The organism is Leucobacter iarius, assembly GCF_039530105.1.
Lineage (GTDB): Bacteria > Actinomycetota > Actinomycetes > Actinomycetales > Microbacteriaceae > Leucobacter > Leucobacter iarius.
Window position 1 is genome coordinate 26,282 of record NZ_BAAAOB010000001.1, and the last position, 16,008, is coordinate 42,289.

The following is a 16,008-nucleotide window of genomic DNA, read 5'->3' on the forward strand; positions in this document are numbered from 1 at the left end:
GGCGCCCGCTCAGCTCGAGGTTCCAGTGAACGCCCAGGTCGGGGTCACGCTGCCGCCCTGCGCCGCGTTCGCCGCGTTCGTGGGGAGCGTGACCACGACGCAGTAGATCGCGACGAGCGTGGAGTTCGCACCGACGGTCGCCGGCGTGAGCCCGGTCGGCAGTGTTCCGACCTTGGTCGCGAGGGAACCACCGGTCCAGCTCGGAACGCAATCGCCCGTCGTCGCGACCGTGCCGATGCGCACCGTGAGCGCATCGCTGAACGACTTGTTCGGGTCGACGGTCGGGTCGGCGGGCGTCGTCGCGAGCGTGACGCCGGTGAGGTTCACGGTGCCGGCTCCGCTGCCGGCCTTGGTGCGGATCTGGATCCATGCCGCCTTGCTCGTGCCCGGCATCATGCCGGTCGCCGCGAGCGGGAGCACCGCGGCCGCGGCCGGCGCCGTCGTGTCGGTCCAACTGCCGCCCGAGACCAGGGACTCCAGCGCGAAGGTGCCCGCTGTCAGGGTCGCCTTCGCGTTCTCCTGATCGGTCCAGGCGGCGAGCGTCGCGGTCGCGCCGATCCCCAGCACGAGTGCTCCGGCCAGGAGGGCACGGGCTCGGCGGAAGGTGAGGCCGCGTCGGCGCGCGACCAGATCGAGGCGGCGCGCTCGGCGCGACCGCCCCGACTCGTTCGGCGCAGGCGCAGTCACAGCAGTGCTCCGGGCCTACTGCGAAACGGCGTCCCACTGCCAGACGACGGCTCCGGTATCGCCCTGGGCGATGGTCGAGCCGGCCGTGACCTTGAGGCAGAGGTTCACCGTGTCGCCGGGAGACATGGTCGTCACCAGCGTGGTGCCGCCGGTGAACGCCCCGGCGTTGCACCCGAAGGTCGTCGTCTGCACTGCGGCGAAGGTCGCCTTGCCGTTGAGCGCTCCGGTCACCGCGGGAGCTGTAGGCGTGAGCGTCGCCGGCGAGGAGCCGGTGAGCTTCAGCGCGTAGGGCGCGTACACGACGTCGTTCGGGCTGAGTTTGTCGAAGCCCGTGGTGAAGGTCAGCGAGGCTGCGCCGCCCGAACTGGCGTGGTCGGCGAAGGTGGTGCCGTCGGTGGATCCCTGGAACACGAACGTTCCGGCCGTCAGGTTGGCCTTCGCGAACTCGGAATCGTTCCAGGATGCGAGCGTGACTGCGGCGCCCACGCCGAGCACGAGCCCGCCCGCGAGCAGTGCGCCGATCTTGCGCCGCTTCGCGGCTCGGCGTTGTACGTCAATGGATTCGGTCTGACTGGAAACGGTCATTGTTTTCCCCCATGCAACCCCGGGAGCACCGTTGCCACCCGGATTTAGTTGAACGTTACAGTAACGGCCATCCGGTTACAAGCCCGAAGCTACCCCTTCAGGTCGGAAAAGTCACCCTCGCGCCACTCGCCCGCGGGTCGCTCACCCGCCGCGTGCGCGGCCTCCTCCCGCTGCCGCAGCTCGACCCGGCGGATCTTGCCAGACGTCGTCTTGGGCAGCTCGAAGAACTCGACGCGCCGCACCCGCATGTACGGCGGCAGCGCGACCCGCGCGTGCGCCAGGATCTCGCGCGCCGTGTCCGCATTCTCGTCCCAACCGGCGGCGAGCGCGACGTAGGCCTTGGTCACGTTCAGCCGGGTGTCGTCGGGCGCCCCGACGACCGCCGCCTCGGCCACCGCCGCGTGCTCCAGCAGCGCACTCTCGACCTCGAACGGCGAGACCTTGAAGTCGCTGGACTTGAAGATGTCGTCGGTGCGGCCGACGAAGGTCAGCATCCCGTCGGCATCGCGCTGAGCGACGTCGCCCGTGTGGAACAGGCCCCCGCTCGTCGCCTTCGCGGTCGCCCCATCGTTGCCGAAGTAGCCCGGCATGAGGTTCGTGGGTCGCGGCTCCATCGGCAGGCAGATCTCGCCCTCATCGCCGCGCTCGCCCGTCGCGGGGTTCACGAGCACCACGTCGACCCCGGGCAGAGGCCGCCCCATCGCGCCGGGCACCACGGCCTCGCCCGGCATGGTGCCAATCAGCGCGGTCGTCTCGGTCTGACCGTAGCCGTCGCGGATCTCGAGCCCCCACCACTCGCGGATCCGGGCGATCACCTCGGGGTTCAGCGGCTCCCCCGCCGAGACCAGCTCGCGCAGCGCACGGGGCTTCCGCTCGAGCTTCTGCTGGATCAGCATGCGCCACACCGTCGGAGGCGCGCAGAACGAGGTGACACCGGCCCGGTCGAGCTCGGCGACGAGACGCACCGGCTCGAAGCGCGCGTAGTTCGCGACGAAGATGGTGGCGCCGACGTGCCACGGTCCGAAGAAGCTCGACCAGGCGTGCTTCGCCCATCCCGGTGCGCTGATCACCAGGTGCACGTCGCCCGGCCGTACGCCGATCCACGACATGGTGGTGAGGTGGCCCAGCGGGTAGCTCGTGTGCGTGTGCACCACGATCTTCGGCAGGCTCGTCGTGCCGCTCGTGAAGTAGAGCAGGGCGGGATCGTCGCTCGCGGTGGTCTTCGCCACGGGTGCGTCGGAGCCGGCGCGCGACTCCTCGAAGCGCAGCCAGTCGTAGAGGGCGGCGCGCTGATCCTGGCTGCCCGCATCGAGCCCCACGCCCACACCGCGGTAGTCGCCCGGCACCCCGGCGAACTTGACCGCGTCCTCCGGCCCGGCGAAGACGAAGCGCACGCGACCGCGCTCGACCCGGTCCGCGAGCTCGTGCGCGCTCAGCACCACCGAGGTCGGCAGGATCACGACGCCGACCTTCATGGCGGCGAGCATGAGCTCCCAGAGCTCGACCCGGTTGCCGAGCATGAGCATGGCCACGTCGCCCGGGCGCGCGCCGATGCGCAGCAGCCAGTTCGCGACCTGATCGCTGCGGCGCCGAAGTTCGGCGAAGCTCAGCGCCTGCTCGGTCCCGTCCTCCTCGGCGATCCGCAGCGCGGTCGTCTCATTGCCCTCGGCGATCCGATCGAACACGTCGTGGGCCCAGTTGAACGACGGGCCGAAGTCGGGCCACCGGAACTCGGCGCGGGCCCGCGCCGGATCCCCCGCCAGGTCGAGCAGCTGATCGCGTGCGGCGAAGAAGGCGGCGGTGGCGTCGTTCTCGGTCATAGCGGCTATTCTGCCGCGCGACCCCGCGTCGTGCAGCATGCGCGCCCGTCTCGCGGGTCGCGGGAGGGGCGCCTCAGCCGCGGAACACCGTGTGCAGGTGCTCGTCGCCGACGACCGCCCGACCGCCGAGCTCGTCGATCTCGAACAGCACCGCGGTGCCGACCACCTCGTAGCCGACGTGCGCCAGCAGGCGGCGCCCGGCCGCCAGCGTGCCGCCCGTAGCCAGCACGTCGTCGACGAGCAGCACGCGGGTACCGCGCGGCAGGTCGTCGTGCACCTCGATCGTGGCCGTGCCGTATTCGAGCGCGAAGTCCTCCGACGCCGCCGGCCGCGGCAGCTTGCCCGCCTTGCGCACCGGCACGAAGCCGACGCCCTCGACCGCGGCGGCGGCCGTACCGAGGATGAAGCCGCGGGCCTCGACCCCGGCGACCACGTCGAACTGGCCGCGGAACGGCTCCACGAGCGCCGCGGCGGTCGCGTGCAGCGCCGGCCCATCGGCCAGCAGGGGCGCGATATCGCGGAAGACGATGCCCGGCTTCGGGAAGTCGAGGACGTCGCGGATCAGGGACTCGGCGCGCTGCAGATCGGCCGGAAGTTCGGTAGACACGGAGCAAGCGTAACCGCTGCCGGGGGCGGGGCGCAGCGCGCGGGTTCGGGCGGCTCACCGCAGGCGTCCTCGCGGGGCCGCTCGCAGCGCCACCGCGCCGAACACGCCCGGGATCCCCGGCCCGATTTCACATTCCCCCGGACTTCGGGTAATGTTTTCCGGGTTGAGAGATCAACAGTGCGCCCCTAGCTCAGCTGGATAGAGCATCTGACTACGGATCAGAAGGTCGGGGGTTCGAATCCCTCGGGGCGCGCAGAGAGAAACCCCCGTCGCGGAAGCGGCGGGGGTTTCGCCGTTTCCGGGGTCGAACGTCGGCGCCTGCGCATAGGCTGAACGGGCGCGGTCGCCCGGCGAGCGCGCATCCGAACCACCATCCCCCCGAAAGAGCGAACATGTCAGACACGCAGCCGAACGGCCAGCAGCCCGCCGCCCAGCCTCCGGTTCCCCCGCAGGATCCGGCCACCCCGCAGCCGCAGGAGACCGCGGCACCGCAAGCACCCGAAGCCCAGGCTCCCGCGTACCAGGCTCCCGCAGCACCGCAGGCGCCGGCCTACGCCGCGCCCACGGCCCCCGCGGCCCCTGCGTACGGCGCACCCGCGACCGGTGCCCCTGCCTACGGCGCACCCGCGGCTCCGACCTACACCGCGTCCTACACGGCGCCCGCCTCGGCCTCGAACGGCATGGCGATCACGAGCATGATCCTCGGCATCGCCTCGCTGCTCGTCGCCTGGCTCATCGCGATCCTCGGCTGGGGCGCGAGCATCACCGCCCTCGTCCTCGGCATCCTCGCCCTGCGCAAGGGCCAGTCGAAGGGGATGGCGCTCACCGGCATCATCACCGGCGCCATCGGCATCCTCTGCTCGTTGTCGAGCTCGATCATCGGCGTCATCATCATGACGAGCGTGATGAACAGCTCCTACTGAGCATTCGCGCGCAGCAACGGGGAGGCCCCCACCGCCGAAGCGGTGGGGGCCTCCCCGTTTCCGTCCGGTCCGGACGTCAGACGCGGGCCGAACGGCGGAGCACCAGCACCGTCGCGCCTCCGATGAGGAGCAGCACCCCGGCCGCGACGGGGATCCAGGGGACCTGACCACCGGTCACCGCAAGATCGGCCGAGCCGCTCCCGTTCGCCGCCGATCCGTTCGCACCGTTCGCCCGGGCGGTGCTGCCGGCCGTGCTGGTTCCATCGGCCGCTGCATTCGATGCGCTGTTCGCACGAGCCTGGGCGGTCGCGTTCGCCGAGCTGTTCGCCGAGGAGGCCGCGCTCGCGCTGCTGGAACTGTTCGCCGCGCTCGAGCTGTTCGCCGCAGCGCTGCTGCTTGTGTTGCTGCCGCCCTCCTGCTTCTTGACCGTCACGCGGATCTCGGCGGTCCCGACGACACCCTCGGCGTTGCTCACCCGGTAGCGCACGGGTCCGGCCTCGCCGCTGAAGCCCGCAGCGGGGGTGAACACGACCGTCGAACCGGAACGTTCGAACGTTCCGGCCGGGGTCGAGACCGAGTTCGCCGCGACACCGTTCGCGTCGAGCAGGATCAGCGTCGCCGGGTCGAGCGCGGGCTCTCCGGCGAGCCCGTCGTTCGCGAGCACCGAAAGGGTGGCGGCGGTGCCGTAGGGCGTCGTCGCGTGATCGTTCACGAGCGTGGTCGGACGCGCCGGCGCCTCGGTCGCGTCCTGGACGATGGTGCCCGAGAAGGTCACCGATCCGGCGTACCCGCCGTTCGCGGGGACCTGCCAGTTCAACTGATTGCCCGTGCTCGGCGCGAGGAAGCGCCAGGACATGCCGTCGGACGCGACCTGCGAGCCTGCCGAGACGGTGCTCACCGGCAGGCTCGCCCCGTCGAACCCGGTGAGCGGGGTCTGCTGCGTCGCGCCCACCGCGATCGCGGGGAGGTCGATGCGCTGGTTGTCCGCCGTCAGGTACTGGTTCGGCGAGGGGACGAGCCCCGCGGCGATCCCCGCGACGGGCGAGATGTCCGCGATCCGGTTGTTGTTGAGCAGCACCTGCTTGAGGTTCGTGAGGCCCGACAGCGGTGAGACGTCCGTGATCCGGTTGTAGTGCAGGAACAGGATGTCGAGCTGGTGCAGGTTCGAGAGCGGCGACAGATCGGTGATCCGGTTGCTCGCCAAGTCGAGCTGCGTGAGGTTCGTCAGCCCCGAGAGCGGCGAGAGGTCCGACACCTGGTTGCCCGAGAGCAGCAGGATCTGCAGTCCGGTGAGCGAGGCGATCGGGCTCAGGTCGCTCGTGTTCGTGCTGCTCAGCATCAACCGGGTGATCCCCGTCATCGAGGCCATCGGTGCGATGTTCACGCTGCTGCTGCCGCTGAGGTCGAGGTAGTTCAGGTGGCTCAGCGACGCGATGGGCGTGATGTCGGCGACCGAGGAACCGAACAGCACGAGCGACTGCAGGTTCGTGAGCGATTCGATGCCGCCGACCTTCGCGATGCTCGAGTCGTAGCAGCCGAGGCTCGTGATCGACGCGGCCTGCACGTCCGAGACCGGCGCGTTCGCGGGCTGGCCGAGCTTCTGGTTGACGCACGCGGCGAACGCGCTGTCTTCGAAGACCACGTCAGCGGCCTGAGCGGGCGTGGCGGCGAGTGCGCTGAGGCACAGGCCCGCGGCCAGCGCGGCGATCGGGAGTTTGCGGGAGAGTTTCACGTTTCTGACTGCTTTCGGCTGGGTCGGTCGGAGGTTCAGAGCCCTGAACGGGTCCCGGCTCCCGTCGGTCGTTCGCCGCGGGGCCGTCGGCTGCCCCGGACCGATTCGTTCGGACGCCGACTGATTACTGGAACGAGCCGGCCGTCGGAATCTGTCGCAGTTTCGAGAATCTCATCGGGCGGTGGCCGAGACGGTCGCCGGGGTCCGTTCGATCGAACCGGTGGCACGGCCGTTGACCTGGCGTCCTCCCACGTCGGCGGTCAGGGTCAGCGCGTAGCGCTCGCCGTTCGGCGAGGCCCGTGAGTCGTCGAAGCGGAGCGTGCCGCGCACCGATCCGACGGTTCCGCACGTCACGCGTTGCGCGCCCGAATCGCAGGCCCATCCGGCCGGTGCCTCCACGAGGCCGAGGCCGCTCGGCAGCGCGAGGTCGATACGCATCGGGGCGTCCTCGGGTACCTGTCCGCCGAAGTCGATCCGGATCTCGGCCGCACCCGCTGAGGGAGCTGCGGCGGTGACGGTGAGTTCGACCGGTGTCTCGGTCGCTCCCCCGAACGTTCCCGGAAGCCAGAAGGGGACGACGACGAGTCCCGCTCCGACGACCATCGCCCCGGCCGCCGCCGCCGTGATCGCGCGGTTCGCCGTCGGCTTCTTCACCGGAGGCGCTTCGGCACCGGAGGAGCCCGCCGCACCGAGCCCGGCGGCCTGCGCCGCACCGCTCGGTTCGAGCACGTTCTGGACCACGAGCAGGGTCACCACCCCGAACGCGGTCGACATCGCACCGAATCTCGCCCACGCCGAACGGCAGCGATCGCACTCCCTGATGTGCGTCATGCCACGGGAGTCCGGCGCGTCTTCGAGGCGCTCGGCGACGGCCTTCGGCAGGCGCGCCGATGCGCGGCGGCACTGCTCGGGTGCGCGTTCGTCGAGCAGCACCCGGAGCGTCAGCCTCCGCAGATTCGCTCGGGCCCGCTGGATCAGCGATGAGATCGCGGGAGCCGGACGGTTCAGCTCCGCGGTCAGTTCCGCCGGTTTCCGCACCTGCACGATCGTGCCGTGCAGCGCGACGCGCTGGTCCTCCGGAAGCAGTTCGAACGCCCGACGCACGACCGCGATCTCCCGGTGCAGGTCGGCCTCACGCGTTTCGGGCTGCAGCCCCGGCAGCTCCGCGTCATTCTCGGGCAGCGCACGCACACGGGATCTCGGAGAGCGGCGCTCGTCGATCACACGGTTCCGCATCGACCGAACGACGTAGGCGTTCGGGTGGTCCGTCGGTCCACGGCCCTCCGCCCAGAGCCCGAGCAGCGCCGTGATCGCGTCCGCGAGCAGGTCGTCGGGATCGAGCACGCCCGCGGACGCCCAGCGGGCCCGGGAGCGGAGCGGTCCGAGGTTCAGTTCGAGATAGCGCCGGATCGCGTCCTGGTCTCCCGCGTTCGCCGCGGCGGCGAGCCGGTCGTTCTCGACCTCCGTAGCGCCGGGCTCCGCGGAGCCCGGCGCGGGGTCGTCGGTCGTTCGAGTCATCAGAGTCCCCACCGCGTGTGAATATGGCTGGAGATCTTACCTGCCCTTGGTCTGGAAAGACCGGGACACGGTCCGCTCTCGAGAGCGCGACAGATTCCCGGGTCTCGCTCGTTCCAGTTCTCGAGGGCGCCCCGATCCCCCCTTGCACGGGAGCGTCCTCTGCAGCCGTGCGATGCGGCCGCAGCGTGCGGGGCGCGGCCGCGCCCCGCACGCGATCACACGACCGGAACCGGCAGCATCCGCAGCGCGTACCAGCGGTCGCAGTACGGCGAATCGCTGAACGGCGCGACGGGCTCATAGCCGCGACGCTCGTACATCCGGCAGGCCTCGACGAGGTCGCTCCGGGTCTCGAGCCGCACTTCCCGCATTCCTCGTGCCCGGGCTTCCGCCTCGAGACGATCGAGCAGCGCGGATGCCACCCCGCGACCGCGTGCGGAAGGGCGGGCGAACACCTTCGTGAGTTCCGCGGTCCCGTCGCCCGGGAATCTCAGGCCGGCCATGCCGACGGCCGCACCGTCGATGCGCCCGATCAGCAGGATCCCGGCCGGTTCCCGGAGCCCGTCCGCCGGCTCCTCACGGACGGCACGATCGACCTCGTGCGCTTCGGCAGGCCTCCCCCACCAGCGCGCGACGACATCGCTCAGGTAGTCGCGGATCAGCGCGACCGCCTCGGCGTCGTCGGGCCGCACCGTCAGGATCTCCATCGTCATGCGTTCGATTCTGCCGGAGGAACGGGATCCCAACGCCCGCCCCGGCCCGCGAATTCCCCGCGTCGCGCCCCCTTTGCCGATGGGGCAAATCCGATTGCCGAGCGGTGTGGGCATCGCGATGCTGGAATCCCCGTCCACCCCGAAGAGAGGACTCCTCCATGACCATCGAAGCCACCGCGACCACGCTGCAGACCGCGCTCGACGGCGACCGCCCCGTCCTCATCCAGTTCTGGGCCGAATGGTGCGCGCCCTGCCGTGCCATGATCCCGATCGTCGATCGCTTCGCGGCCGAGCACGAGGATCGGGTCGAGGTCGCCCGCGTCGACATCGACGCGCACCCCGAGCTCGCCGCGAGCTACCGGGTGACCGCGGTGCCGTCGTTCGTGGTGCAGCAGGGCGATCGCGTACTCGACGGTTTCACCGGCGCGATGCCCCCGGCCGCGTTCGCCGCGCAGATCGACCAGGCGCTCTCGCGCTGAGCGTCGCCGGAGTCCGCGCGGTGCCGGAGCACCACGCCGACCGGTCCGCGCGGTGCTCGGCACCAAACTTCGCGCGGCTCGCAGCCGCTCCGCAGCGTCCTCTCGGCCCGGGCAAAGCCGCGCTTCCTAGCGTGGAGGAGCCCACCGACGAGAGCACCCGGAGCGCGCGAGCGCACGGGCCGCCGCCGAGAAAGGACCCCCATGGACGCCGCAGACGCCCGTCTCATCACCGACCTGGCCGATCGCATCCGCGCCGCCGGCCCCGCCGCCAAGGACCCCGACGCCGAACGGCTGATCTTCGAGCAGATCGGCCGTCAGCCGGACTCGCTCTACGTCCTCGTCCAGGCGGTGCTGCTGCAGGAACAGGCCATGCGGGTCTCGCAGGATCGGATCGCCGAGCTGGAGCGCGAACTCGAAGCGCGCACCGAACCGGCACCGCGCCGAGGCTTCCTCGACAGCCTGTTCGGCGGAGGCGAGCCGGAGGCACCGGAACCGCGCCGGAGCCCCGCGTACGCCCAGCAGGCGCCCCCTGCTGCGGCCGGACCAGCCCAGCCGCAGCAGGGGACCCCCGGCCCCGTCCTGGGCGCCCCCGCCGCGAGCGGAGGCGGCAGCTTCCTCCGCACCGCCGCAGCCGGGGCGCTCGGCGTCGCCGGCGGCGTACTGCTCGCGTCGAGCATCTCGAACCTGTTCGCCGGCGACGGCGCGCAGAACGCCGACGCGCAGGGTGAGTCCCAGGCCGATGCCGAACAGGCCGCGTACGACCAGGGAGCCGCCGACCAGGCCGCGCAGGACGGCGGCGGCTGGGATGGCGGCGGCTGGGACGACGGCGGTGGCTGGGACGTCTGATCCGAGCCGACCGCGACGTGGTCCCGCAGCATCCGCTGCGGGACCACGTCGCATCTCCGGGAGCTTCTCCGGGCGCATCGCGCACGGACCTCGCCGGTCGAGCCGGCCGCCCTCGACAAGGGAGCGCTCCGGCGGAGATCCCCACACGGCACCGACCTCGCCACCCGCTTCGCGGGAACAGCCGGTGAACATCCCTGTTGCACGTTCATCGAGAATTCGCGCCCCGTGAAGGATGTATATACAACTCGTTGGCCTCCGCTCAGCAACCTGGTCCCTGGCGCGGCGCACCGCCGCACCCGCGACGGTGCGCCGTCGCCGAAAGCGAGGAGGCGCGATGCGCAGCAGATGGGGAACGACACTGGCTCTCGGAGGAGCGATCCTGCTCGCCGCGGGGGCCGCGACCGCCGGAACCGGCGCGGTCGCGTGGGCCGCGCCCGAGACCGCAGCGGCGGGACCGGCCGTGAGCCTCGAGACCGGTCGGTACACGGGGGCGCAGTCCGTGACCCTCACCGCCGCGCCCGGTGCGGAGATCCGGTACACCCTGGACGGCACGATGCCGACGCGGGCGAGCACGGCCTACTCCGGCCCGATCCGCATCGAGCGCTCGGCGAACCTCACGGCGATCGCCTTCACCCCGACGACGGCGAGCGCGCCGACGATCCGCGGCTACCTGATCAAGACCGCGGAGCAGCCGCTGGCGCAGTTCGCGGTGATGAGCGACATCCACCTGTCTTCCGATTCACCCGCGCTCGTGAAGAAGTGGGAGGGCTACTTCGACACCCTCAAACGGATCGCCCCGCACCCGGATGCGATCGTGTCGAACGGCGACCAGATCAACGACAACAACCACGACACCGCGGCCGACCACCGGTTCCCGCGTGCCATGCTCGAGCAGAACCTCGCGCGCACCGGCATGACCGACACGGACGTGCTCGTCACCTTCGGCAATCACGACGACTACGTGGACCGCATGGCGGCCCAGTACCCGAAGGACTGGTTCCCGCAGCTCGACGGCAAGGGCTACTACGAGACGAAGCTCGGCGGGTTCCCGGCGTTCGTCGTGAACACCGAGTCGTGGACCTCCGCCCAGGCGACCTGGCTCTACGGCCGCCTGAGCACCCTGTCGAAGGATCCCGCGACGCAGGGCCAGCCGATCTTCGTCTTCGGACACCGCCCGATCCCGAACACCGTGTGGGACGGTGCGCAGACCTCGAACCCGGGGCTCAAGACCAACCTCGACGACTTCCCGCAGGTGGTCTTCTTCTCGGGCCACTCGCACCTGAACATCACCGACGAGCGGTCGATCCACCAGGACACCTTCACCTCGGTCAACGAGGGATCGATGTCCTACGAGGAGATCGACAGCATGTACCAGGCGTTCGGTGCCGGCCTCGCGAAGGAGCACACGATCCCGACCGCGCAGTCCGTGCTGGTCGAGGTCTACGGCGATCGTGTCGAGGTCGACCGCATCAACTACGCCGCCGACGCCGGACGCACCTACGACGACGCGGGCAAGTGGGGCTTCCAGCAGAACCCGCCATTCCGCTCGACCGGCACGCTCGCCGGCCCGACCTGGGTCATCGGGCGCGGCGCGACCCCGGCCGAGATCAAGTCGAAGTTCGTCTACACCAAGGCGAATCGCAACGCCTCGGCCCCGAGCTGGGGCGCTGAGCAGCCGACCGTGCGCCAGACCGCGACCGGGCCCGTGCTCCGTCTGCCGCAGGCCGCCGACGACCAGTTCGTGAACGACTACTCCCTCGCGCTGAAGGACGTCGCAGCGGGGACGACGGTGAACCTCGTCGGCGCGAACGACCGGCTCGCCGCCGACTACGTGTTCACGCCTCGTCCGGCCGCACTCGACATCCCGCTCGCGGTGCGCGGCGGTGGCAAGACGAACCAGCCCGTCACGCCGAGCCCGCTCGTCGCGGGCCGCGAGTACGAGGCCACGCTCGTCGCCTACGATTCCTACCGCAACGCGAGCGCCCCGCGCACCTTCCGGTTCGTGGCCGGCGCGCTCGACCGCGCCGCGCTCGACGCCGCGATCCCGAAGGCGCAGGAGCTGATCGGCACCGCTTCCCGGGTGCTCGGCGACGAGACTCCCGCACAGGCCGCGGACTTCGGTTTCGCGATCGCGGATCCGGCAGCCGCACGGGACCGCATCTCGCAGCTGACGGCGCAGATCGACGCGGCCGGCGCACCGGAGGGCGCGAACGCCGCCGCCCGCGAGGCCGCGGGACCCGCGACCCAGGACGAGGTCGACGCGGCCGCCGCGCAGATTGTCGAGGGCACCTCGGCGCTGCGGCAGCTCGTCGCGACGGTGGATCGCGCTCCGCTCACCGCAGCGCTCGACGCTGCGAAGCCCGTCGTCGCCCGGGCGAAGGACGACACCCGTGCGGTCGCGGATCGCCTCCGTGCGGCGCAGCGCTCGGCGGCCGGCGTGTCCGATCGTCTGAACGTGCCCCAGCCCGGCATCGACGCGGCGGCGCACGAGCTCGATGCGGCGGTCGAGGCCTACCGCGCGGCCGGGACGCCCACGCCGAAGCCGACGCCGAAGCCGACCGAGCAGCCGACCCCGAAGCCCACCACGGGCCCGAGCACCCCGCCGAGCACCGGCACGGGAACGGGATCCGGCACGGACGAGGGCGATGGGCTCGCGAAGACCGGCGCCGAGTCGCTGCTGCCCGCAGCGGGCGCCGCGCTCGCACTCGCCGCGGCGGGCGGCGGGCTGCTGCTCCGTCGTCGACGGAACGCCTGATCCGGAGAGCGGGGGTCGGGGCCTGCACATCGGTCCCGACCCCCGCTACCGTTAGAGGATGAGCGAGTCGTCCGTCACGATCCTGCTGGTGCGGCACGGCCGCACGCCCTGGAACGTCGAGGGTCGGATCCAGGGCCGCACCGACATCGAGCTCGACGAGCAGGGCCACCTGGACGCGGTGCTCGCCGCGGAGCTGCTCCGCGCGCACGCACCGCTGCGCGTCGTCTCGAGCCCGCTCCGCCGCGCCGCCGTCACCGCGGAGCGGATCGCGGACGCGCTCGACCTCCCCTCGCCTGCGCTCGACGCCGACCTCACCGAGCAGGGGTTCGGGATCGCGGAGGGCATGCTCTGGCCGGAGTTCGAGAGCCGCTTCCCCGACGGCCACGTCCCCGGTGCGGAGTCCAAGCTCGATCTCGTCGCCCGCGCCCACCGCGCGCTGCACGCGCACGCCGTCGCGATCGACCCGGGCGGCGTCCTGGTCGCCGTCAGCCACGGCGCCCTCATCAACGCCGTCGTCAAGCGGGCCTGCCGCCGCGACCTCTCGGACTACCCCGGCGCAGCCGCGAACGGATCCGTCACGCGCCTCGCCTGGCGCGCGGGCGCTGACGATCCTGCCGCTGCGTTCGCCTTCGTCGAGCGGGTCGTGCCGCTGACCGAGCCCGCCTGATCCGCGGCAGCGCTCGCGCCGCCCCGCGGCCGGACGCGCCGGAGGCCGGCACCCGCGGTCATCGCGGGTGCCGGCCTCCGGATCGAAGCGGACGCTACTGCTTGGCGTCGGCCGGCGGCATCAGCACACCGTCGACCAGGTAGACCACGGCGTTGGCGGTCTGCACCCCGCCGCAGATCACGTTCGCGCCGTTGACCTTGAGGCTGTCGCCCGAGCCGGTGACGGTGAGCTCACCGCCCTGCACGGTCTTGTGCGTCCCGTCGATCTTCGCGGGCTCGATCTGTCCGGGCACCACGTGGTAGGTCAGGATCGAGGTCAGCAGCGCGTCGTCGGTCTTGAGCTTGTCGATGGTGGCCGCATCGATCTTGCCGAAGGCATCGTCGACCGGGGCGAACACCGTGAACTCGCCCCCGTTGAGCGTGTCGACCAGGTTCACCTTCGGGTTCAGCTTGCCGCTGACCGCGGCGACGAGGGTCTTCAGCATCGGGTTGTTCGAGGCCGCGACCGCGACCGGATCCTGCGACATGCCCTGGATCGAACCCGCGCCCGAGGGCACCTGCGCGGCGTACGCGGCGCATCCGGGCCCGACGAGGTTCGCCGACGGATCCATCTTCGTGCTGCTCGGGCTCGGGGTGCTCTCCTTCGACGGAGACTGCGACGTCTCGGTCTTCGCTCCGCCGTCCGTCGACGCTCCCATGGAACATCCGGTGAGCGTGGCGGCACCGATCAGCAGCAGTGCGAACGCGGCACCGACGGTCTTCTTCTGAGTGAACATGGCCCCTCCTCGGGTCTCGGGACCGCGAATCTTCGCGGCTTGTGAGGTCGTTCGGAGCGGATCGCGAACCGGATGGGAAATCGGCGGAACTTTTTTCGCGCGCCCCGCCAATCCGTTCGGCGCGGCGCTCCGAATAGCTCGGCAACAGGAGGAGAACTCATGGATATCGTGCTCATCGGACTGCTCGGCGGACTCATCACCGGAATCTCGCCGTGCATCCTCCCCGTGCTCCCCGTCATCTTCCTCACCGCCGGAGCCAAGCCGGCGCTGCCCGGCGAACTGCCCGAGGTGATCCCGGCGAAACGGGCGCGGCCCTACTGGATCATCGCCGGCCTCGTCGTCAGCTTCTCGGTCGTGACGCTGCTCGGCTCGCTGCTGCTGAGCCTGATCGGCCTGCCGCAGAGCACGATCCGCTGGGCCGGCGTGGCCGTGCTCCTGCTGATCGGCGTCGGCATGCTCTTCCCGGGGTTCGAGCGGCTGCTCGAGCGCCCGTTCCAACGTCTCCCTCGCCGTCGGGTCGGCGAGGGAGGCTCCGGCTTCGGCACCGGTCTGGCGCTCGGCACGGTGTTCGTGCCCTGCGCCGGCCCCGTGCTCGCCGCGATCGTGGTCGCCGGCTCGACGGGCACGGTCGGCCCGAGCACGGTGCTGCTGACCCTCGCCTTCGCGATCGGTGTCGCCGTCCCGCTGCTCGTCTTCGCGCTGGCCGGACGCAGCGTGGCCCAGCGGATCCGCGGCTTCCGCAAGCGCGAGCGCGCCATCCGCATCACCGGAGGCATCGCGCTGATCGCGCTCGCGGTGGGGCTCGCATTCGACCTTCCCCAGGTGCTGCAGCGGCTCGTGCCCGACTACACGGCCGGCCTGCAGAAGGATCTGGCCGACAGCGACGCCGGGCGCAGCGCCCTGAACCTCGGCGGTCTCGTCACCGACGAGAACCGCGACCTCGCCAAGTGCGGCAACGACGCCCCGGAGCTGCGCGACTGCGGAACCGCCCCCGCGCTGCGGGGACTCACCGACTGGATCAACACCCCCGGCGGCGCGCCCGTCGACCTCGCCTCGCTGCGCGGCCGAGTGGTGCTGATCGACTTCTGGGCCTACTCCTGCATCAACTGCCAGCGCTCGATCCCGCACGTCGTCGCGTGGGATCGCGCCTACCGCGACGCCGGACTCGCCGTGATCGGCGTCCACTCGCCCGAGTACGCGTTCGAGAAGGACCCGGCCAACGTCGCGGCGGGGGCGGAGGGATTCGGGATCGACTACCCCGTCGCGCTCGACAACTCGCTCGCGACCTGGACCGCGTACCGCAACCGGTACTGGCCGGCGCACTACCTGATCGATGCGAGCGGCACGGTCCGGCACATCTCATTCGGCGAGGGCGACTACGCCACGACCGAGCGGATGATCCGGGAGCTGCTGCAGGAGGCCGACCCGAGCGCCTCGCTGCCGAAGGCGACCGAGGTGGCCGATCGCACGCCGAAGACGGGCAGCACGACGCCCGAGACGTTCCTCGGCTCTTCGAAGGACCGCAACTTCGGCGGCACCGAGGCCTACGAGCAGGGCACCGCCGCATTCGGCCTCCCCGCGAAGCAGGATCGCGACACCTTCGCGCTCGACGGCCGGTGGACGGTGGAGACGCAGTTCGCGGCCCCGACCGACGCCGCGGGCGGCACCGTCCGCCTCGACTTCCGCGCCCGCGAGGTGCGGGTCGTCGTCTCGGGCGACGGCACCTTGACCGCGACTCTGCCCGACGGCTCGACGGAGGACATCGCGGTCAGCGGGACTCCGCGGTCGTACCGCCTGCTGCAGACGGCGCAGGACACGGCGGGCGCGCTGCGGCTCAGCGTGCCCCGCGGCGTCCAGGTGTACTCGTTCACCTTCGGGTGATCGACACCGCTTCGGTGACGGAC

14 protein-coding genes and 1 tRNA gene are annotated in these 16,008 nt (G+C 71.3%); 7 read left to right on the plus strand and 8 right to left on the minus strand.

Annotated elements, in window-relative coordinates:
• Nucleotides 1-9: 9 nt before the first annotated feature.
• From ABD169_RS00115 to ABD169_RS00130, 4 genes are all read right to left on the minus strand, one after another.
• On the minus strand, nucleotides 10-687 hold the full coding sequence (locus ABD169_RS00115; protein WP_344027679.1) for a SipW-dependent-type signal peptide-containing protein: 678 nt from the start codon (nucleotides 685-687) through the stop codon (nucleotides 10-12).
• 15 nt (nucleotides 688-702) lie between these two features.
• Complete coding sequence (locus tag ABD169_RS00120) at nucleotides 703-1,272, minus strand: SipW-dependent-type signal peptide-containing protein (RefSeq protein ID WP_046455813.1); 570 nt, start codon at nucleotides 1,270-1,272, stop codon at nucleotides 703-705.
• Nucleotides 1,273-1,361: 89 nt separating this feature from the next.
• Entirely contained in the window at nucleotides 1,362-3,092 is a 1,731-nt protein-coding gene (locus tag ABD169_RS00125) for an AMP-binding protein (RefSeq protein ID WP_344027683.1), read from the minus strand.
• A 73-nt stretch (nucleotides 3,093-3,165) separates the two neighbouring features.
• Nucleotides 3,166-3,699 (minus strand): adenine phosphoribosyltransferase, encoded by a 534-nt coding sequence (locus ABD169_RS00130; protein WP_344027686.1) that lies wholly within the window; start codon nucleotides 3,697-3,699, stop codon nucleotides 3,166-3,168.
• A gap of 179 nt (nucleotides 3,700-3,878) precedes the next feature.
• Here ABD169_RS00130 and ABD169_RS00135 point away from each other — a divergent pair.
• Nucleotides 3,879-3,952 (plus strand) — tRNA-Arg (locus tag ABD169_RS00135).
• Between the two features lie 139 nt (nucleotides 3,953-4,091).
• Entirely contained in the window at nucleotides 4,092-4,622 is a 531-nt protein-coding gene (locus ABD169_RS00140) for a DUF4190 domain-containing protein (RefSeq protein ID WP_344027690.1), read from the plus strand.
• 76 nt (nucleotides 4,623-4,698) lie between these two features.
• On the opposite strand, the gene ABD169_RS00145 is transcribed toward ABD169_RS00140, so the two are convergent.
• From ABD169_RS00145 to ABD169_RS00155, 3 genes are all read right to left on the minus strand, one after another.
• The gene (locus ABD169_RS00145) at nucleotides 4,699-6,354 is read right to left on the minus strand and encodes a leucine-rich repeat domain-containing protein (protein WP_344027693.1); all 1,656 of its coding nucleotides are present in this window, start codon (nucleotides 6,352-6,354) and stop codon (nucleotides 4,699-4,701) included.
• Nucleotides 6,355-6,525: 171 nt separating this feature from the next.
• Nucleotides 6,526-7,872, minus strand: a complete 1,347-nt coding sequence (locus ABD169_RS00150; RefSeq protein ID WP_344027696.1) for an RNA polymerase sigma factor — start codon at nucleotides 7,870-7,872, stop codon at nucleotides 6,526-6,528.
• Nucleotides 7,873-8,087: 215 nt separating this feature from the next.
• Nucleotides 8,088-8,582, minus strand: a complete 495-nt coding sequence (locus ABD169_RS00155) for a GNAT family N-acetyltransferase (RefSeq protein ID WP_344027698.1) — start codon at nucleotides 8,580-8,582, stop codon at nucleotides 8,088-8,090.
• 158 nt (nucleotides 8,583-8,740) lie between these two features.
• Between ABD169_RS00155 and ABD169_RS00160 the strand changes: the two genes are divergently transcribed.
• The 4 genes from ABD169_RS00160 (at nucleotide 8,741) to ABD169_RS00175 (ending at nucleotide 13,329) form a co-directional block, all read left to right on the plus strand.
• Nucleotides 8,741-9,061 carry a thioredoxin family protein gene (locus ABD169_RS00160; protein WP_344027701.1) on the plus strand — a complete coding sequence of 107 codons (321 nt, stop codon included), beginning with the start codon at nucleotides 8,741-8,743 and terminating at the stop codon, nucleotides 9,059-9,061.
• Nucleotides 9,062-9,262: 201 nt separating this feature from the next.
• A complete protein-coding gene (locus tag ABD169_RS00165; RefSeq protein WP_344027704.1) occupies nucleotides 9,263-9,907 on the plus strand; it encodes a DUF2076 domain-containing protein in 645 nt (214 codons plus the stop codon).
• 334 nt (nucleotides 9,908-10,241) lie between these two features.
• Entirely contained in the window at nucleotides 10,242-12,662 is a 2,421-nt protein-coding gene (locus ABD169_RS00170; RefSeq protein ID WP_344027708.1) for a chitobiase/beta-hexosaminidase C-terminal domain-containing protein, read from the plus strand.
• 58 nt (nucleotides 12,663-12,720) lie between these two features.
• Nucleotides 12,721-13,329 (plus strand): histidine phosphatase family protein, encoded by a 609-nt coding sequence (locus ABD169_RS00175; protein ID WP_344027711.1) that lies wholly within the window; start codon nucleotides 12,721-12,723, stop codon nucleotides 13,327-13,329.
• A gap of 94 nt (nucleotides 13,330-13,423) precedes the next feature.
• Here ABD169_RS00175 and ABD169_RS00180 read toward each other — a convergent pair whose 3' ends face one another.
• On the minus strand, nucleotides 13,424-14,104 hold the full coding sequence (locus tag ABD169_RS00180; protein ID WP_344027714.1) for a fasciclin domain-containing protein: 681 nt from the start codon (nucleotides 14,102-14,104) through the stop codon (nucleotides 13,424-13,426).
• Between the two features lie 159 nt (nucleotides 14,105-14,263).
• On the opposite strand from ABD169_RS00180, the gene ABD169_RS00185 reads away from it, so the two are divergent.
• The gene (locus ABD169_RS00185) at nucleotides 14,264-15,985 is read left to right on the plus strand and encodes a cytochrome c biogenesis protein DipZ (RefSeq protein WP_344027716.1); all 1,722 of its coding nucleotides are present in this window, start codon (nucleotides 14,264-14,266) and stop codon (nucleotides 15,983-15,985) included.
• The last annotated feature ends 23 nt before the right edge of the window (nucleotides 15,986-16,008 follow it).